Origin of the sequence: Streptomyces sp. NPDC019396 (assembly GCF_040632375.1) — a bacterium.
In the GTDB taxonomy this organism is placed as follows: Bacteria; Actinomycetota; Actinomycetes; order Streptomycetales; family Streptomycetaceae; genus Streptomyces.
The window spans coordinates 217994-236672 of the sequence record NZ_JBEYBS010000002.1 but is presented as its reverse complement, the minus strand read 5'-3'; the positions used below and the strand labels follow the sequence as shown (position 1 = coordinate 236672).

Annotated in this window: 18 protein-coding genes and 1 pseudogene; 11 read left to right on the top strand and 8 right to left on the bottom strand. The window is 69.2% G+C overall.

Features of this window, described 5'->3' with window-relative positions:
- Positions 1–334: 334 nt before the first annotated feature.
- The 4 genes from ABZ532_RS03115 to ABZ532_RS03100 all read left to right on the top strand — a co-directional run bounded on the left by ABZ532_RS03115 (position 335) and on the right by ABZ532_RS03100 (position 6362).
- A complete protein-coding gene (locus ABZ532_RS03115) occupies positions 335–4147 on the top strand; it encodes a multifunctional oxoglutarate decarboxylase/oxoglutarate dehydrogenase thiamine pyrophosphate-binding subunit/dihydrolipoyllysine-residue succinyltransferase subunit (RefSeq protein ID WP_361279081.1) in 3813 nt (1270 codons plus the stop codon).
- A gap of 113 nt (positions 4148–4260) precedes the next feature.
- Positions 4261–4443, top strand: a complete 183-nt coding sequence (locus ABZ532_RS03110; RefSeq protein WP_089511158.1) for a DUF6104 family protein — start codon at positions 4261–4263, stop codon at positions 4441–4443.
- 142 nt (positions 4444–4585) lie between these two features.
- Entirely contained in the window at positions 4586–5437 is an 852-nt protein-coding gene (locus ABZ532_RS03105) for a DUF4097 family beta strand repeat-containing protein (RefSeq protein ID WP_361279079.1), read from the top strand.
- A 1-nt stretch (position 5438) separates the two neighbouring features.
- On the top strand, positions 5439–6362 hold the full coding sequence (locus tag ABZ532_RS03100) for a helix-turn-helix transcriptional regulator (RefSeq protein WP_361279077.1): 924 nt from the start codon (positions 5439–5441) through the stop codon (positions 6360–6362).
- Positions 6363–6497: 135 nt separating this feature from the next.
- Here the strand turns inward: ABZ532_RS03100 and ABZ532_RS03095 are convergent, their stop codons facing one another.
- The 3 genes from ABZ532_RS03095 to ABZ532_RS03085 all read right to left on the bottom strand — a co-directional run bounded on the left by ABZ532_RS03095 (position 6498) and on the right by ABZ532_RS03085 (position 10318).
- On the bottom strand, positions 6498–7871 hold the full coding sequence (locus tag ABZ532_RS03095) for a cellulase family glycosylhydrolase (RefSeq protein WP_361279075.1): 1374 nt from the start codon (positions 7869–7871) through the stop codon (positions 6498–6500).
- A gap of 62 nt (positions 7872–7933) precedes the next feature.
- Positions 7934–8899, bottom strand: coding sequence for a zinc-binding dehydrogenase (locus ABZ532_RS03090; RefSeq protein ID WP_361279072.1), 966 nt, complete (start codon positions 8897–8899; stop codon positions 7934–7936).
- Between the two features lie 186 nt (positions 8900–9085).
- A complete protein-coding gene (locus tag ABZ532_RS03085) occupies positions 9086–10318 on the bottom strand; it encodes an NADP-dependent malic enzyme (RefSeq protein ID WP_361279070.1) in 1233 nt (410 codons plus the stop codon).
- Positions 10319–10899: 581 nt separating this feature from the next.
- Between ABZ532_RS03085 and ABZ532_RS03080 the strand changes: the two genes are divergently transcribed.
- The 3 genes from ABZ532_RS03080 to ABZ532_RS03070 are packed head-to-tail and all read left to right on the top strand — an operon-like array spanning position 10900 to position 13667.
- On the top strand, positions 10900–11862 hold the full coding sequence (locus ABZ532_RS03080; protein WP_361279068.1) for an ABC transporter substrate-binding protein: 963 nt from the start codon (positions 10900–10902) through the stop codon (positions 11860–11862).
- A gap of 46 nt (positions 11863–11908) precedes the next feature.
- Entirely contained in the window at positions 11909–12904 is a 996-nt protein-coding gene (locus ABZ532_RS03075; RefSeq protein ID WP_361279065.1) for an amino acid ABC transporter permease, read from the top strand.
- A 1-nt stretch (position 12905) separates the two neighbouring features.
- A complete protein-coding gene (locus ABZ532_RS03070; RefSeq protein WP_361279063.1) occupies positions 12906–13667 on the top strand; it encodes an amino acid ABC transporter ATP-binding protein in 762 nt (253 codons plus the stop codon).
- 86 nt (positions 13668–13753) lie between these two features.
- On the opposite strand, the gene ABZ532_RS03065 is transcribed toward ABZ532_RS03070, so the two are convergent.
- Positions 13754–14524, bottom strand: coding sequence for a class I SAM-dependent methyltransferase (locus ABZ532_RS03065; RefSeq protein ID WP_361279060.1), 771 nt, complete (start codon positions 14522–14524; stop codon positions 13754–13756).
- An 89-nt stretch (positions 14525–14613) separates the two neighbouring features.
- On the opposite strand from ABZ532_RS03065, the gene ABZ532_RS03060 reads away from it, so the two are divergent.
- Positions 14614–15243, top strand: coding sequence for a CGNR zinc finger domain-containing protein (locus tag ABZ532_RS03060; protein WP_361279057.1), 630 nt, complete (start codon positions 14614–14616; stop codon positions 15241–15243).
- Here ABZ532_RS03060 and sodX read toward each other — a convergent pair.
- The gene (gene sodX, locus ABZ532_RS03055) at positions 15147–15566 is read right to left on the bottom strand and encodes a nickel-type superoxide dismutase maturation protease (protein ID WP_361279055.1); all 420 of its coding nucleotides are present in this window, start codon (positions 15564–15566) and stop codon (positions 15147–15149) included. The two genes, ABZ532_RS03060 and sodX, sit on opposite strands and share 97 nt — an antisense overlap.
- Before the next feature lie 148 nt (positions 15567–15714).
- Between sodX and sodN the strand changes: the two genes are divergently transcribed.
- Together sodN and ABZ532_RS03045 are read left to right on the top strand one after the other, a co-directional pair.
- Positions 15715–16110, top strand: a complete 396-nt coding sequence (gene sodN, locus ABZ532_RS03050) for a superoxide dismutase, Ni (RefSeq protein WP_361279053.1) — start codon at positions 15715–15717, stop codon at positions 16108–16110.
- Between the two features lie 160 nt (positions 16111–16270).
- A pseudogene (locus ABZ532_RS03045) lies at positions 16271–16450 on the top strand (ergot alkaloid biosynthesis protein); the annotation flags it as partial.
- A gap of 72 nt (positions 16451–16522) precedes the next feature.
- Here the strand turns inward: ABZ532_RS03045 and ABZ532_RS03040 are convergent.
- The 3 genes from ABZ532_RS03040 to ABZ532_RS03030 all read right to left on the bottom strand — a co-directional run bounded on the left by ABZ532_RS03040 (position 16523) and on the right by ABZ532_RS03030 (position 17947).
- Positions 16523–16963 carry a DUF6304 family protein gene (locus tag ABZ532_RS03040; protein WP_361279051.1) on the bottom strand — a complete coding sequence of 147 codons (441 nt, stop codon included), beginning with the start codon at positions 16961–16963 and terminating at the stop codon, positions 16523–16525.
- A 127-nt stretch (positions 16964–17090) separates the two neighbouring features.
- Entirely contained in the window at positions 17091–17300 is a 210-nt protein-coding gene (locus ABZ532_RS03035) for a hypothetical protein (protein ID WP_361279049.1), read from the bottom strand.
- Between the two features lie 62 nt (positions 17301–17362).
- Positions 17363–17947: a dihydrofolate reductase family protein gene (locus tag ABZ532_RS03030; RefSeq protein ID WP_361279046.1), complete on the bottom strand. Its 585-nt coding sequence runs from the start codon at positions 17945–17947 to the stop codon at positions 17363–17365.
- Positions 17948–18082: 135 nt separating this feature from the next.
- Between ABZ532_RS03030 and ABZ532_RS03025 the strand changes: the two genes are divergently transcribed.
- Positions 18083–18658, top strand: coding sequence for a TetR family transcriptional regulator (locus tag ABZ532_RS03025; RefSeq protein WP_361279044.1), 576 nt, complete (start codon positions 18083–18085; stop codon positions 18656–18658).
- Positions 18659–18679: the final 21 nt, after the last annotated feature.

Here is an 18679-nt window from a genome sequence, read left to right as displayed (position 1 = left end):
CACACACGCGCGTTCGGTCCGTGTTCCGTCCGGTTTCCGTTCGCGTTCGGCGAATGTTCGGCACGCGTTCGATACGCGTACGGTTCGTGTTCGGCGCGATGTTCGGCGCGTACGCGGCCAGGGGGCGGGGGAGAGCGGGCCGCAGCCGCGCTGCCGCACACCCGTTTCGCAGCGGAACCAGGCTTGTTTCCCGCCATTTCCGGCCCTGAAACCGACCGTCAGGTGTGACTTAGGCGACGAAGGACATGCCCGGCCTGCACCTCCCGGCCGGGGAGGCGTAGCCTTTATTTCCGCTGTCCATCACCTTGTGAAGCGGAAGAGGGCGGTTACCGCCGTGTCGTCTCAGTCCCCCAGTAACACGAGTTCTTCGACCGACCCGGACGGGCAGGGGAAGCACCCCGCTGCCGCGTTCGGCGCCAACGAGTGGCTCGTCGACGAGATCTACCAGCAGTACCTCCAGGACCCGAACTCGGTCGACCGAGCCTGGTGGGACTTCTTCGCCGACTACAAGCCGGGCGGTTCCGCCGCCGCTGAGCAGACGCCGGGCACCGCACAGGCGCCGGCGCCCGCGGCCCCGGCGCAGCCCGCGGCTCCTGCGGCCACCGAGACACCCGCGGCCCCGGTACAGCCCGCTGCGGCCGTCCCGGCGCCCGCCGCCCCGGCAGCCGCCGCGCCCGCGAAGCCCGCCGCGGCCCCTGCCGCCGCTCCGGCCAAGCCCGCAGCGGCCAAGCCGGCCGCCGCCGCACCCGCCGCCCAGGCGCCCGACGGGCCCGAGATGCTCCCGCTGCGCGGCCCCTCCGCCGCCGTCGCGAAGAACATGAACGCCTCGCTGGAGCTGCCGACGGCCACGTCCGTCCGCGCCGTCCCGGTGAAGCTGCTCTTCGACAACCGGATCGTCATCAACAACCACCTCAAGCGCGCCCGGGGCGGGAAGATCTCCTTCACCCACCTCATCGGCTACGCGATGGTGCAGGCGATCAAGGCCATGCCGTCGATGAACTGGTCGTACGGCCAGAAGGACGCCAAGCCCGTCCTCGTCAAGCCGGCGCACATCAACCTCGGCCTGGCCATCGACCTCGTGAAGCCCAACGGCGACCGCCAGCTCGTCGTCGCGGCCATCAAGAAGGCCGAGACGCTCAACTTCTTCGAGTTCTGGCAGGCTTACGAGGACATCGTCCGCCGCGCCCGGAACAACAAGCTGACGATGGACGACTTCACCGGCGTCACCGTCTCGCTGACCAACCCCGGCGGCCTCGGCACGGTCCACTCCGTGCCGCGCCTGATGCCCGGCCAGTCGGTGATCATGGGTGTCGGCTCGATGGACTACCCGGCCGAGTTCCAGGGCACCTCCCAGGACACCCTGAACAAGCTGGGCGTCTCCAAGGTCATGACCCTGACCTCGACGTACGACCACCGTGTCATCCAGGGAGCCGCCTCCGGCGAGTTCCTGCGGATCGTCGCCAACCTCCTCCTCGGCGAGGGCGGCTTCTACGACGAGATCTTCGAGGCACTGCGCATCCCGTACGAGCCGGTCCGCTGGCTCAAGGACATCGACGCCTCGCACGACGACGACGTCACCAAGGCAGCCCGGGTCTTCGAGCTGATCCACTCCTACCGGGTCCGCGGCCACGTCATGGCGGACACGGACCCGCTGGAGTACCGCCAGCGCAAGCACCCCGACCTGGACATCACCGAGCACGGGCTCACCCTGTGGGACCTGGAGCGCGAGTTCGCGGTCGGCGGCTTCGGCGGCAAGTCGATGATGAAGCTGCGCGACATCCTCGGCGTGCTGCGCGACTCGTACTGCCGCACCACCGGCATCGAGTTCATGCACATCCAGGACCCGAAGCAGCGCAAGTGGATCCAGGACCGTGTGGAGCGGGGGCACTCCAAGCCGGAGCGCGAGGAGCAGCTGCGGATCCTGCGCAGGCTCAACGCCGCCGAGGCCTTCGAGACCTTCCTCCAGACCAAGTACGTGGGCCAGAAGCGGTTCTCGCTGGAGGGCGGCGAGTCCGTCATCCCGCTGCTGGACGCGGTGATCGACTCCGCTGCCGAGTCGCGTCTCGACGAGGTCGTCATCGGCATGGCCCACCGCGGCCGTCTGAACGTCCTGGCGAACATCGTCGGCAAGTCGTACGCGCAGATCTTCCGCGAGTTCGAGGGCAACCTCGACCCGAAGTCGATGCACGGCTCCGGCGACGTCAAGTACCACCTGGGCGCCGAGGGCACCTTCACCGGACTGGACGGCGAGCAGATCAAGGTCTCGCTGGCCGCCAACCCCTCGCACCTGGAGGCGGTCGACCCGGTTCTCGAGGGCATCGTCCGCGCCAAGCAGGACATCATCAACAAGGGCGGCACGGACTTCACCGTCCTGCCGATCGCCCTGCACGGTGACGCGGCCTTCGCCGGCCAGGGCGTCGTGGCCGAGACGCTCAACATGTCGCAGCTTCGCGGCTACCGCACCGGCGGCACGGTCCACGTCGTCATCAACAACCAAGTCGGCTTCACCGCCGCCCCGGAGTCGTCGCGCTCGTCGATGTACGCGACCGACGTGGCCCGCATGATCGAGGCCCCGATCTTCCATGTGAACGGTGACGACCCGGAGGCCTGTGTCCGGGTGGCGCGGCTCGCCTTCGAGTTCCGCCAGACGTTCAACAAGGACGTCGTGATCGACCTCATCTGCTACCGCCGCCGCGGTCACAACGAGGGCGACAACCCGCAGTTCACCAACCCTCAGATGTACAACCTGATCGACAAGAAGCGCTCGGTGCGTAAGCTCTACACCGAGTCGCTCATCGGTCGCGGCGACATCACGCTGGAAGAGGCCGAGCAGGCGCTCCAGGACTTCCAGGGCCAGCTGGAGAAGGTCTTCGCCGAGGTCCGCGAGGCCACCAGCCACCCGGCCCCGGCCCATGTCCCGGACGTCCAGGCCGAGTTCCCGGTGGCCGTCACCACCGGGGTCTCGCAGGAGGTCGTCAAGCGGATCGCCGAGTCCCAGGTCAACATCCCGGACCACGTCACCGTCCACCCGCGTCTGATGCCGCAGCTCCAGCGCCGCGCCGCATCCGTCGAGGACGGCACGATCGACTGGGGTATGGGCGAGACCCTGGCCATCGGTTCGCTGCTGATGGAGGGCACCCCGGTCCGGCTGGCCGGCCAGGACTCCCGCCGCGGCACCTTCGGCCAGCGGCACGCGGTCCTGGTGGACCAGGAGACCGACGAGGACTACACCCCGCTGCTCTACCTGTCCGACGAGCAGGCCCGCTACAACGTCTACGACTCGCTGCTCAGCGAGTACGCGGCGATGGGCTTCGAGTACGGCTACTCGCTCGCCCGCCCGGACGCGCTGGTCATGTGGGAGGCCCAGTTCGGTGACTTCGTCAACGGTGCCCAGACCGTCGTCGACGAGTTCATCTCCTCCGCCGAGCAGAAGTGGGGCCAGACCTCCGGCGTCACCCTGCTGCTGCCGCACGGCTACGAGGGCCAGGGACCGGACCACTCCTCGGCCCGCCCGGAGCGGTTCCTCCAGATCTGCGCGCAGAACAACATGACGGTCGCCATGCCGACGCTGCCGTCGAACTACTTCCACCTGCTGCGCTGGCAGGTCCACAACCCGCACCACAAGCCGCTGATCGTCTTCACCCCGAAGTCGATGCTGCGTCTGAAGGCCGCGGCGTCCAAGGCGGAGGAGTTCACCACGGGCGGCTTCCGCCCGGTCATCGGCGACACCACGGTTGATTCCGGAGCGGTGAACCCGGCCGAGGTCCGCAAGGTGGTGTTCTGCGCCGGCAAGGTCTACTACGACCTGGAGGCCGAGCGTCAGAAGCGCGGGGTCCAGGACACGGCGATCATCCGCCTTGAGCGCCTGTACCCGCTGCCGGGCGCGGAGCTCCAAGCCGAGATCGCCAAGTTCCCGAACGCCGAGAAGTACCTGTGGGCCCAGGAGGAGCCGGCGAACCAGGGTGCCTGGCCGTTCATCGCGCTCAACCTGATCGACCACCTGGACCTGGCCGTCGGCGCGGACGTCCCGCACGGCGAGCGGCTGCGCCGGATCTCCCGGCCGCACTCCTCGTCGCCCGCGGTGGGCTCGGCGAAGCGGCACCAGGCGGAGCAGCAGCAGCTGGTGAACGAGGTCTTCGAGGCCTGAGCGGCTTCTGAACCCTCCTGATCGACGGAACGGCTCCCGGCGCGGCAACCGCCTCGGGGGCCGTTCCCGTTCCGGCGTCAGCCGACGTCGGCGGGCGCATTAGGCTGTTTCCCATGTACTTCACCGACCGTGGCATCGAGGAGCTGGAGAAGCGGCGCGGCGAGGAGGAGATCACCTTCGAGTGGCTCGCCGAGCAGCTGCGTACGTTCGTGGATCTCAATCCGGACTTCGAGGTGCCCGTCGAGCGTCTGGCCACCTGGCTGGCGCGGCTCGACGACGAAGACGACGAAGACTGAGCGAGACCCTGATGCGGGCCCCTGTGCGTTCTCACGCACAGGGGCCCGTTTCCTTGCCTCTTGACTTCCCCAGTTCGCGATATATCGTATCGTCGTCAGCAAACGCGATATATTGCGTGAGGCCCTCCGGGAGGTCAGCACCATGCCAGAGTCGACGTGGACCGTTGCAGAGCCCCAGAAGCTCGTGTTCGACGAACCCGTGACCGCCCTGAACGTGCGCATCGTCAACGGCGCGGTGAACGTGGTCGGCACCGACGAGGAGACCGCCCGCCTGGAGGTGTCCGAGCTCGACGGCCCGCCGCTGATCGTGACCCTCAGTGGGTCCACGCTCACCGTGGCCTATGAGGACGTGCCGTGGCAGGACTTCCTCAGGCATTTCGACCGCAAGCGCTGGCAGCGCCGTGCCGTGGTGTCTCTCGCGGTGCCGTCCAGCGCCGCCGTCGAGGTGGGCGTCGTGGGAGCGGGGGCGGTCGTCTCCGGTATCCAGGGCCGTACGGACGTGCGCGGCGTCAGCGGGGACACCACGCTCACGCGGCTGTCCGGAAAGGTCCACGCCGAGACGGTCTCGGGCGGTCTCGAAGCCCAGGCGGTCACCGGCGACCTGCGCTTCAACTCCGTATCAGGGGATCTGACCGTGATCGACGGCGCCGGTCCCGCGGTGCGGGCGGAGACCGTCAGCGGCGACATGGCGATCGACCTCGACGGGACCCCCACGGACGTCCGGGTCGTCAGCGTCTCCGGCGAGGTCGCCATCCGGCTTCCGCACCCCGCGGACGCCCGGGTGGAGGCCAACACCACCAGCGGGGCCGTGTCCAACGCCTTCGAGGACCTGCGGGTCAGCGGAATGTGGGGCACGAAGAGGATCACCGGCACGCTGGGCTCGGGCAGCGGTTCGCTCAAGGCCACCACGGTCTCCGGATCCATCGCCCTGCTGCGCCGCCCGCCCGCCGAGGACGAGACGGCCGAGGCCGCCCCTACCGGAAAGGTGCTCTGACATGCCACCCGTCTTCGCCCACGGCCGGCTCCGCCTCTATCTGCTGAAGCTGCTCGACGAGGCGCCGCGTCACGGCTACGAGGTCATCCGCCTGCTGGAGGAACGCTTCCAGGGGCTGTACGCGCCCTCGGCGGGCACGGTGTACCCGCGGCTGGCCAAACTGGAGGCCGAGGGGCTCGTCACCCACACCACCGAAGGCGGCCGGAAGGTGTACGCGATCACCGACGCCGGCAGGGAGGAACTCGCGGGACGCGGCGGGGAACTCGCCGACCTGGAGCTGGAGATCCGCGAGTCCGTCTCCGAGCTCGCGGCGGAGATCCGCGACGACGTACGCGGGGCGGCGGGCAAGCTCCGAAGCGAGATGCGGGCCGCGGCGTCGGAGAGCCGGCGGGTGGACGCGGGCATCGGCGACGGCGACGCCTGGCGCACCGTGAAGGAGGAGATGCGGCAGGCCAAGGAGGAGTGGAAGGAGCAGGCCCGCCGCGCGAAGAACGAGTCCCGCCGCGCCCGCGAGGATGCCCAGACCGCGCGCCGCCAGGCCAGGGAGGCCCAGGAGCGGGCCCGCGAGGAGGTCCAGCGCATGGCCCGCCAGGTCCAGGACCACTTCGCCCGGGGCGACTGGCCGGCCGGTGTCCGCGACGGCATGTCGGAGCTCACCAGCCAGCTGGGGAACCTGGCGCGGGGTACGAAGGCGTGGCCACCGTTCACCAAGCCCGACGCGGCCGACGCGGACCCCGGCTGGGCGAAGGACACCCCGGACTCGGGCGATCCGGCCCGTGATCTGGAACGCATGCTGGACCGTCTGCGCGACGAGGTCCGCGACGCCGCCCGCGACCACGGCGTCACGGCCCCCCAACTCGCCGAGGCCCGCCGCCATCTGTCGTCGGCGGCGACCCATATCGTCGCGCTCCTCCGCAACGACTGAGCCAGGGGCGTGCCCCCACACAGTGGGGGCACGCCCTCGGCAGGCGAAACTCCGGCGTCCGAGAACGGCCGCTCCCGGCGTCGCCACCGGCCGCAGCACACCGGGAAACCCGGCCACCGCATAGCGGAGGCGCTGTCAGCCCCGGTCGACGAGCACCCGCACCCGTGCCCCCGGCCGCGCATACACCCGGTCCCCGCGCCGTGTACCGCCCGACACCTCAACCCGCCATCCCCGTCCGGCCGGCGGCAGCGACAGCCGGGTGACGCCCGGGCGGGCGTCGTACGAGAGCCGGTACACCCCGGCCAGGGAGTCCCACTCCTCGTCGCGCACCACGCCCGCCACCGCCGGGGCGTACGGGGCCGCCGTCTGCTCCTTGTTGGTACGGAAGCGGCCGTCCTCGCCCACCGCGCAGTACCCGCCCCCGTAACACCACACATAGCCCGCCCAGCCCGAGCTGTAGCGGGCGAGGGAGGCCAGCGCCTCGCGGTAGAAGCGGCCCATGTTCGGCAGGGCGTTGTTGAGCGGGCCCCACTCCCCCACGACGACCGGGACCCGGTACGCCTTCGGGTACGCGGTCACGGCGGCCTCGTACGCCTCGATCCAGCCGGCCGCCGGGTCGTAGTCCCGGCCCGCCTCCATCGCGGCGTTGTAGAAGTGCGGGGCGTAGACGACCCTGTGGTCCTCGATCTTCCCGAGCCCGGTGGGGACGCCCTCACCCACGATCGGCGTCGGCTCCACGAAGAGCCAGTTGTCCCGGTCTGCCGCGCGGACCGCGTCCGCCAGTCGGTTGTACATCGGTGTGAGCTGCTCGCGTTCGATGCGCCGGGCGGCGGACGGCAGGTCCTCGCCCTCCGCCATCTCGCCCATCGGCTCGTTGATGAGGTCGTAGCCGAGCACGGCGGGGTGGTCCGCGAAACGTCCTGCCAGCACCCGCCACATCCGGGCCTGTGCCCACCGCAGATCCGGGTCCTCGTACAGATGCGTGAAAGCCCGCTGCACGGCGGGCTCGAAGTACTCGGCGAACCAGTCGTCCGGGTGCGGGGTGAAGGGCAGCCCGTCGGTACGGGTCGCCCACTCGGGAATGCCGCGATGGCCGAAGGCGGGCCCGAAGACGTCCTGGTGGGCGTCGATCAGGACCTGGATCCCCTGCGCCTCGGCCCAGTCCAGGATCCGCTCGATCCTGCGCAGATACGCCTGGCTGTAGCGGCCCCTGACCGGTTCCAGATCGTCCCAGAACACCAGCAGCCTGGCGACGTTGAAGCCCTGGGCCCGCATGTCCCGCAGATGGCGTTCGGTGATCGCGGACAGGGCCTGCTCGCCCCGGTGGGTCTTGTCCTCGATGTTCCAGCCGCGCAGGGTGAGCACCCGGCCCTCGTCGTCGGTCATCCGGGGCACGCCCGGCGGAGCCGAAGCCGCCGCACCCGACGGCGTGGCCGGGGTGGCGGGTAGGGCCGGTAAGGCCGCAGCCAGAACCAGGGAAGAGACGGCAGCGGCGAGAAGGCGGTGCATGGCGACCTCCGGCACAGGCGTACGGCAGTGCCGGAGATCCCATCAGCTCATCTGACGGACCATCAAGGGTTGGTCAGGACAATCTTCCCGAACAGCTCGCCCGCCGCCAGCTTCTCGAAGCCCTCCCGGGCCCGGTCGAGCGGCAGCACCTCGTCGATCACCGGACGCACCCCCGTGGCCTCGCAGAACGCCAGCAGGTCCTCCAGCTCATCCTTGGAGCCCATGGTGGAACCGACGATCTTCAGCTCGAGGAAGAAGATCCGGGTGAGCTCGGCGTGCGAGGGCCGGTCGCCGCTGGTCGCTCCGGAGATGACCAGGGTGCCGCCGGGCCGCAGCGACTTGACCGAGTGCGACCAGGTGGCCGCGCCGACGGTCTCGATGACCGCGTCCACCCGGTGCGGCAGCCGGGCACCGGACTCGAAGGCGTCCACCGCGCCGAGCTCCACGGCCCGCTTGCGCTTGGCCTCGTCGCGGCTGGTCGCGTAGACACGCAGCCCTGCCGCCTTGCCGAGCACGATCGCCGCGGTGGCGACACCGCCGCCCGCGCCCTGGACGAGCACCGAATCCCCGGGACGTACGCCCGCGTTGGTGAAGAGCATGCGGTATGCGGTCAGCCAGGCGGTCGGCAGGCAGGCGGCCTGCTCGAAGGAGAGCGCCTTCGGCTTGGGCAGCACGTTCCAGACGGGCACGGCGACCTGCTCGGCGAAGGTGCCCTGGTAGCGCTCGGTCAGGATGGAGCGGGGCTCGTCCGGGCCCACGCCGTGACCGGTCTGGCCGATGACGGAGTGGATCACGACCTCGTTGCCGTCCGCGTCGACGCCCGCGGCGTCACAGCCGAGGATCATCGGTAGCTTGTCCCCGGACAGGCCGACGCCCCGCAGCGACCACAGGTCGTGGTGGTTGAGGGACGCTGCCCTGACGTTCACGACCGTCCAACCCGGGGGCACGTCGGACGCCGGGCGTTCGCCCAGTTCGAGTCCGGTCAGCGGCTGGTCACGGTCGATGCGTGCGGCGTAGGCGGCGAACATGACCTTGACGATAGGGCGGGCGGGCACACGGCGGGAACCGCGGGCCGGTGTGACACACACCCTCTTTTCACGGCGGGGCCGAAGTGCTCCCGCGGCGCCCGGCCCGGGAACGGCCGCGGGCCGTGCCCGGCACCCCGAAGATGCCTGGCACGGCCCGCCCGGAGCCTCGGATCCCGCCAGAGGCCGTCAGCGCCGCGCCACGCCCTCCGCGCGTGCCGCCGCGGCCACGGCGGCCGTGACCGCCGGAGCGACCCGCTCGTCGAACGGCGAGGGGATCACGTAGTCGGCGGCGAGGTCGTCGCCCACCACGTCCGCGAGCGCGTTGGCCGCCGCGATCTTCATGCCCTCGGTGATCCGGGACGCCCGCACCTGGAGGGCGCCCGCGAAGATGCCGGGGAAGGCCAGCACGTTGTTGATCTGGTTCGGGTAATCGCTGCGGCCGGTCGCCACGACCGAGGCGTACTTGTGCGCCACGTCCGGGTGGACCTCCGGGTTCGGGTTGGCCATGGCGAACACGAAGGCGCCTTCCGCCATCGAGGCCACCGCGGCCTCCGCCACCGTGCCGCCGGAGACGCCGATGAAGACGTCCGCACCGGCCAGCGCGGTCTCCAGCGAGCCGCTGAGCCCCGCGCGGTTGGTGATCTCGGCGAGCTCCCGCTTGACCGGGGTGAGGTCGTCGCGGTCCCGGCTCACGATGCCCTTGCGGTCGGCGACCGCGACGTCCCCGAGCCCGGCCTCCAGGAGGAACTTGGCGATGGCGACACCCGCCGCGCCCGCGCCGGAGATCACCGCGCGCAGATCGCCGAGGCCTCGCCCGGTCAGCTTCGCCGCGTTCCGCAGGGCCGCGAGCGTCACCACGGCCGTACCGTGCTGGTCGTCGTGGAAGACGGGGATGTCGAGCCGCTCCTGGAGCTTGCGCTCGATCTCGAAGCAACGCGGCGCCGAGATGTCCTCCAGGTTCACCCCGCCGAACGAGGGGGCGAGGCGGACGACGGTGTCCACGATCTCGTCGGCGTCGGTGGTGGCGAGCGCGATCGGCACCGCGTCGACGCCGCCGAACTGCTTGAACAGGATCGCCTTGCCCTCCATCACGGGGAGCGAGGCCTCCGGGCCGATGTCGCCGAGGCCGAGCACGGCCGTACCGTCCGTGACGACCGCGACGACCTGGGACTTCCAGGTGTAGTCGTGGACGAGCTCCGGCTGCTCGGCGATGGCGGTGCACACCCGCGCGACGCCGGGCGTGTAGGCGAGGGACAGGTCGTCCTTGTCGCGGATCGGCACCGTGCTCTGGACGGCCATCTTGCCGCCGCGGTGCAGCGCGAAGGCGGGATCGAAGGCTTCGCCGGACTCACCGGCGACGCTCTCCGCTTCCGCTTCCCTGGCGCTCTCGCTGTGGGGATTGACGATCTCGGCTGCCATTTTTGGTTGACCCCTTAAGTCTTCATCAGTTGAGGGTTGCCGCTCCTGGTTGAGGAGGGGTGGGCGGGCACCGCGTACGTTCCCTGCGCTGGGCGGGTTGGCCCGCCCGTCAGGGGGAGGTACGTACGCGCGGGCGCGCCGCACAACGCGCCCTGAGCCCCGGATGAGGGGTGTAAGGATCCTTCTTACCTGACGCACGGTATCGCCGACGAGTCCGTTAGACCGGCTCGGGGGCTCTGCGTGATGACACCTGGTGACATAACCTGACAAAAAACGTCAAGTCGGCCAACAGGTAGCAAATAGTCCGCCTACCGTTACTCCCCGCGTTGCCCGGATGATGAGACAACCCGAAGATTTTTCCGTCATTGGAAGGTAAAGCCGCAGATGATGCGGCTGGTCCGGTCATGTTGTACCGGCCTGTCGCAGTTCGGGGGTCACCCGTTATCCGATTTTGACATGCTGAGGCCACTGAATGGGCTAGTCCGAATGGCAAGATGCCGGAAACACACAGAGTCGTGACACTCAAAGACGAGTTCGCGACCGACTTTGGCTACACCCCGACATGCCGGAGGACCACGATCATGACCGCAAGCACCACCCGTCGTACGACCGCCGCACGGTCCCGGATCGCCGCGGTCGGCGCGATCGCGGTCGCCGGCGCGCTGGTACTCACCGCCTGTGGTGACCAGACCAACTCGGCATCGACCTCCACCAAGGAGACCGGCGCCGACAGCTCCGCCCCGCTGCACTCCAAGCTCCCGAAGAAGTACCAGGACGCCGGTGTCATCAAGGTGGGCACCGACGCCGCGTACGCCCCGATGGAGTACCAGGAGGGTGGCAAGATCGTCGGTATCGACCCCGACATCGCCGCCGCGCTCGGCAAGCAGCTCGGTGTCGAGTTCAAGTTCACCAGCGGCACCTTCGACGGTCTGATCTCCTCCCTCAACACCGGCCGCCAGGACATCGTGATGTCCTCCATGAGCGACACCAAGGCGCGCCAGGAGGGTCTGGACGAGACGGGTAAGAAGGTCGGCGAGGGCGTCGACTTCGTCGACTACTTCACCTCCGGTGTCTCCCTGCTGGTCAAGAAGGGCAACCCGCAGAAGATCGCTTCGCTCGACGACCTCTGCGGGAAGAAGGTCGCCGTCCAGCGCGGCACGATCTACGAGGACACCTTCAAGGCCCAGGCCGCCAAGTGCACCAAGGACGGCAAGGGCAAGCTCACCATCGAGGCCTTCGACACCGACGCCGAGGCCCAGACCCGCGTGAAGTCGGGCGGCGCCGCGGCGGACCTGAACGACTACCCGGTCGCCGCGCACATCGCCAAGACCGCGGGCGGCGGCAACGACTTCGAGGTCGCGGGCGACCAGACCGACGCCGGCCCGTTCGGCATCGCCGTCGACAAGGACAACACCGAGCTGCGTGACGCGCTCAAGCTGGCCCTGGCAGCGATCATCAAGGACGGCGAGTACGGCAAGGTCCTCGAGAAGTGGGACGTCAAGGACAGCGCGGTCACCGAGGCGACCATCAACGGCGGTAAGTAAGTCGCGGCGTACCCGCCTCGAGCGTTCCACCTGAAGGGCAGTCACTGTGACTGACAAGTTCGACAAGACGCCCGCCGACGAGCCACCGGCTGACAAGCAGCCGGCCGGCTCGCCGGAGGGCAAGGATGACAGCGCGGTCAGCAAGGAAGCCGCCGTCGCGGCGCACCCCGAGCAGATCAAGGCCATCCCGGTGCGGCACTACGGACGCTATGTGTCCGGCGTGGTCGTGCTGGCGCTGCTCGGCTGGCTGGGCTTCGCCTTCTCGCAGGGCGACATCCGCTGGGCCACGATCAGCGAGTACCTCTTCGACTCCCGCATCCTCGAAGGCGCGCTGAACACCATCATCATCAGCGTGCTGTCGATGATCATCGGCCTGGTGCTGGGCATCGTCTTCGCCGTCATGCGGCTCTCGAAGAACCCGGTCACCGGCGCGGTGTCCTGGCTGTACATCTGGTTCTTCCGCGGCACCCCGGTCTATGTGCAGCTCCTGCTCTGGTTCAACCTGGCGCTGATCTTCCCGATCCTGAACATCGGGTTCTACAAGGACGAGATGGTCGATGTCATGACCCCGTTCCTTGTGGCCCTGCTGGGTCTGGGTCTGAACGAGGGCGCCTACATGGCCGAGATCGTGCGGGCCGGCATCCAGTCGGTCGACGAGGGCCAGTCCGAGGCCTCGCACGCGCTGGGCATGTCCAACGGCAAGACCATGCGCAGGGTCGTGCTGCCGCAGGCGATGCGGGTGATCGTGCCGCCGACCGGCAACGAGTTCATCAACCTGCTCAAGACCTCCTCCCTGGTCTCCGCGGTGCAGTACACCGATCTGCTGCGCGCCGCGACGAACATCGGTTCGACTTCGTTCGCCATCATGGAGATGCTGATCGTCGCCTCCATCTGGTACCTGGCCCTGACCAGCGTCTTCAGCGTCGGCCAGTACTACGTCGAGCGGTACTACGCCCGCGGTTCGCTGCGCCAGCTGCCGCCCACGCCGTGGCAGCGCATCAAGGCGAACGTGTTGTCCCTTCAGAGCCCCAGGGGGGTGTGACATGACCGCCATGGTGAAGGCCGAGGGCGTACACAAGTCCTACGGCGCCGCCCACATCCTCAAGGGCATCGATCTCGAAGTCGCCCCCCGTGAGGTGTTCTGCCTCATTGGCCCCTCGGGCTCGGGCAAGTCGACCTTCCTCCGGTGCATCAACCACCTTGAGAAGATCAACGGCGGTCGGCTCTACGTCGACGGCGAGCTCGTCGGCTACCGCCAGAAGGGCGACAAGCTCTACGAGCTCAAGGACAGCGAGGTCGCCCTCCAGCGCCGGGACATCGGCATGGTGTTCCAGCGGTTCAACCTGTTCCCGCACATGACCGCCCTCGAGAACGTCATGGAGGCCCCGGTCCAGGTCAAGCGCGAGGCCAAGGCCGTCGCCCGGCAGCGCGCGCTGAAGCTGCTCGACCGCGTCGGGCTCGGCGACAAGGCGGGGAACTACCCCTCGCAGCTCTCCGGTGGACAGCAGCAGCGTGTCGCCATCGCCCGTGCGCTGGCGATGGAGCCGAAGCTGATGCTCTTCGACGAGCCCACGTCCGCCCTCGACCCGGAGCTCGTGGGTGACGTACTCGACGTCATGCGCGACCTGGCCGAGAGCGGTATGACGATGGTGGTCGTGACCCACGAGATGGGCTTCGCCCGCGAGGTCGGCGACTCACTGGTGTTCATGGACGGCGGTGTGGTCGTCGAGTCCGGCAACCCGCGCGATGTGCTGACCAATCCGCAGCACGAGCGGACGAAGGCGTTCCTGTCCAAGGTGCTCTGAGACCGGGCGGTTCCGTCACGGAAGGGCGGGTACCGGCGCGATGCGCCGGTACCCGCCCTTCTTCGCTCTGCCGACCCCCCGATTTCTCACTTCAGGGCGAGCACCATCGAGTCGGACGGAGACGCCCAGACCCCGCGTGCCTCGGCGAAACCCGCCTCGCGCAGGGTTCGGGCGTGCCACTCGAGTGAAGGGAACCCCCCGTCGGCGTGCTCCCCGTAGATCTCGAACCGGCGGGCGGTCGGGGCGGCGAGCACCGGGTCCTTGGCGGCCAGAGCCCACCACTCGGCCCAGTCGAGCACCCCGGCGGCCTTCTCCCGGTCCATGGCGGCATGGCGCTGGACGTGCTCGGCGGCGTTGATCCGGGGCGTGGTCTCGTCCTTCATGTGGTCGGCGTTCATGAACACCCCGCCGTCACCGACCAGCCCGGCGAGCTGGCCGTACAGGGTGGCCAGCGGGTCCAGGCGCAGCCAGTGCAGGGCGGTCGCGGTGAGGACGGCGTCGTACGAGTCGTGCGGCAGGGCCGCGGTCCAGCCGGGGTCGGTGAGATCCGCGGTGACGAAGGTGACGCGTTCGTCGCTCGCGAAGTACCCCTCGGCGATGGTGAGCAGGGCCGGGTCCTGGTCCACCCCGACGCTCACCGCGTTGGGGAACCGCTTGAGCAGCCGGTCCGAGATACTTCCCGTACCGCACGCGAGGTCCAGGACCCTGGGCTCGGGGCCGACCACGGCCTCGACCATGTCCAGCATCACCCGGAAGCGTTCCTCGCGGTCGGGCAGGTACCACTCCTGCTGACGGTCCCAGCTCTCCTGCCAGGCCTGCCAGTCGGTGCTTGTTTCCGCGTTCGCTGCGTCAGACATGGAAACCCTCCCCTTTGTAATACCCTGTTCGACGAGGCATCCATTACCTCCCCGACGGCGACACTAGACCCCATCCGTAAGGACTACAAGTGGAACTGGCCTCTTACTCGGACTATGCCGTGCGTCTGGTCAACACCGAGGAGCCGACCCGCAGCAAGGACTCACTCACCTCCGTGGAGGCGGTCCGCGAACTCTTCGGCGCGTCCACCCAGGCGGCCCGCCGCGCCACGGACGCGGACGTGACCCGGTTCCGCTCCGTACGGGCCAGGCTGCGGGCGGTCTTCAACGCGGCCGACGCGGGCGACCACACCCAGGCCGTCGACCTGCTCAACTCACTGCTGCTGGAGTTCCCGGTCAGCCCCCAGATCTCCGGCCACGACCATTTCGACGACGAGGGCCGGCCGCGCTGGCACATGCACCTGGCCGAGCATCCGTCCAACGCGACGGCGGGCTACGCGGCGATCGCCGCGATGGGACTGGCCTTCCACCTCACCGAGTTCGGCGTCGACCGGCTCGGGCTGTGCCAGGCAGCACCCTGCCGCAACGCCTATCTCGACACCTCGACGAACCGCTCACGCCGCTACTGCTCGGACCGCTGCGCGACGCGCGCCAACGTCGCCGCCTACCGTGCCCGCAAGCGCCTGGAGACCGAGCGGTCGCAGAGCACCGGCCGCACGGCGGACACCAACCAGGCCGTACGGGAGCGCAGCGAGCCCTGATCCCCGCCGCGCGGCCGGTAGCGCACCCTGACCCGCCCCAGGAGCAGCTCGTCCGGCACCACGCCGAACAGCCTGCTGTCCCCCTCGGTGTACGGATTGTCGCCCAGCACCCACCAGCCGCCCTCGCGGCGCTCGGCGAGTCGTTTCACGATCAGCAGGTCCTGCTGCAAGGGATGCCGCATCACCGCCACGTCCCCGCCCCGGAGCGCGGCACCGTAGTGCACCAGCAGCCGGTCGCCGTGCGCCAGCGTGGGGTACATGGAGGGACCCGTCACCTCCGCGACCCCGAAGCGCGCTCCGGGCTCACGCCCCAGGTCGGTCATCGTCCACCTCTCGGCTCTCACCGTACGTTCCGCGGGGTCCCGGCACGCCCCGGACTTTTGACCTAAGCCCCAGGGGCGCTCGCAAAAACCCGTCTGCCACGGAGTAATGTCCTACCTGAGAAGACGATCACAAGGAAGGACGGCTCAAATGCTCTCCCGCCTCTTTGCCCCCAAGGTGAAGGTCAGCGCCCACTGCGACCTGCCTTGCGGTGTCTACGACCCCGCCCAGGCCCGTATCGAGGCCGAGTCGGTCAAGGCCGTCCAGGAGAAGATGGCCGCCAACGACGACCCGCACTTCCAGGCCCGCGCGACCGACATCAAGGAACAGCGCGCCGAGCTCGCGAAGCACCACGTGTCGGTGCTGTGGAGCGACTACTTCAAGCCGCCGCACTTCGAGAAGTACCCGCAGCTGCACCAGTTGGTCAACGACACCCTGAAGGCGCTGTCCGCGGCCAAGGCGTCCACCGACCCCAAGACGGGCGAGAAGGCGCTGGAGCTCATCGCCGAGATCGACCGCATCTTCTGGGAGACCAAGAAGGCCTGAAGCCTTCGGTCCCCTCGCACCACCACCGCACCCGGTCCGCACACGGACGCCGATCACGGCGTCCGCGTCGGCCCGGGTGCGGTCTTTTCGCGGGCCGGTTTCGACTGCCTCCCTGATCGGCTCGCGACGGGCTTCGTACAGCCGTCCTCTGCCCGACAACCAGATGCGCGATCGCCTCACGGCGCTGATGCCCGTGGAGTTCGCCGCGATGCCGGCCGGCATGGACCGCACCATCGCCGAGGGAGCGGAGGACCGCGTCACCGACACCGTGCGGCGCCTCACCGGCCGGCCCGCGCGAACCTTCCGTGGCCTGCTCACGGATGAGCACAAGCGGGCCTGACGCACGCCAGGGCGGGAGCGGGAGGCCGTTCCCGGTCCCGCCCACGGGTGCGTCCCTGGTGCGTTCCGCGATTCAGGCGCGTTCGAGCAGCCCGCGCCCGAAGTCCGCCCCTTGGGGCAGCTGGCGCCGGATGCGCGCGAGCGCGTCGTCGAAGTCCCCGCCCGCGATTCCGGATGTGTACGCCGCCCCGCCGAAGTGCAGGGTCAGACTCAGGTCGACCCGGTCGGGGCGCCCGTCGGACCCGCGGTCGCCGAGGGTCAACAGGCAGCACAGTGTGGCCTGGTGCTCCGCTCCGGCCAGGACCACGGGCAGCGGCAGATCCCACTCCAGCACGCAACCGGCGAGCGCCTCACCTGAGCCCACCGCGGCCAAGGCGGCGAGACCCGAGCCCTCGTACTCGATTCCCCTGATGCGGGTGTGCACTTCCCGCCCGTGCACAGCGACCGCGATCGCTTCCGCACCCCGGCGGTCCCGGTACCAGCCGGTCCATACGTCCGTCGACTCCGATGACATGGCGCGGACTGTAGCGGTATGACTGGCTCCGCCGTACAGCCGGTCACCCCTTCGAATGCATCGAACGCCCGAACGGCCCACCCTCAGAGGGTTGCGAGCGGTGGCGGGACGGTCTCCCGAACCCGCCTCACGACTCCGCGGAACGGGGCGACTCGGAACGGGACGGCTCGGCGCCCAGCGCACAGCCCGCGTTGCGGCAGGGGCCCGGCACCCACTCCGGGACGAACGCCCCGAGTACCTTGCGCCGCTTGATGACGGTACCGACAGGCTTCCCGCAGGCCGGGCACACGAACTCGGCCTCCGGGCGGCGGACGGTCCGATGTCCTTCGCTGCCCATGCGTTCAAGGATAGGTCGGCACGCCCGGGACGGACACCGCTCGTCCCGGCGCGGTCGGATCCCTACCGCCGCCTGGTGTACTGCCGCACCAACGCACCGTTACCGAAGGTGCGCACGGTGTCCAGGGTGAAGTCGGCGAGGGTGAATCCGGAGCCGAACATCGGCATCCCCGACCCGTACACCTGCGGATAGGTCTTGATCACGAGCTCGTCGATCTCCTCGAACAGCTCACCGGCGATCTCCGAGCCCCCGCAGAGCCAGATACCGAGCCCGCCATCCTCCGCCTTGAGCTCACGGACCGCGGCGACCAGGTCACCCGACAGGATCCGCACACGCGGATCAGGGGGCGCGGCGAGGGTGCGCGAGGCCACGTACTCGCGCAGATGGCCGTACGGGCTGGTCATCCCCGCGTCCAGGCCCACTTGATAGCTTCCGCGGCCCTGGATCACCGTGTCGAAGCGCACGTTCTCGAGTCCGTCCAGGCCCAGCATCCTCCGGCCTTCGGCCGAGATGGTCTCCGGGTACTCGGCCTTGAGGAACTCCAGGAACTCCGTGTCCACGTAAGCGAACATGGACGACGCGTCGCCCTTCGGATCACCGATGAAGCCGTCGATCGAGCAGGCGATGAAGTACGTGAGTCTGCGCAAACCAGTTCTCCGCTTCCCTAGGGGCCTTTCGTGGGCCCACCCCGGAACCACTACAATTAGAGTACTCCGTACGTAGTGGTTGTGGCGGAATGATTTTCGGACAGAGCAGCGGATCACTGAGAGGTGGCTGAGGGGATGGTCAGAAACCCTGAGCGCAGGATCACCCTGGTGGACGCCGCCATCGAGGTGCTCGCCCGGGAAGGGGCACGCGGCCTCACCTTCCGGGCCGTCGACACCGAGGCCGGGGTACCGGCCGGGACGGCGTCCAACTACTTCTCGAACCGCGACGACCTGTTCACTCAGGCGGGTGCCCGGATCCATGTGCGGATGACCCCGGACCCCGGCCAGGCCGAGGCGGCGATGCGTCCGGCGCCGTCCCGCGAGCTGTACGTCGATCTGATGCGCTGGCTGGTACGCCGCATGACCGCCGAACGCACCGGCTATCTCGCCCTGCTTGAGCTGCGCCTGGAGGCCACACGACGCCCGGCGCTGGCGGCCGAGCTGAACAGGGCGGTCCGTGCCGAGCTGGACGCCAACCGCCTGCTGCATCTCCACTCGGGCCTGCCGGGCGACGCGGATGTCTTCCTGACCCTGTATCTGGCCATGACGGGCCTGATGCTCGAGCACTTCACGCTGCCCGAGGTGCTCGCCGACCGCGAGCTCGACGCGCTCGTGGAGACCGTGGTCAGCCGGATCATCCCGGAGAAGTGACCGGCGACCGGCCCCTTGCGG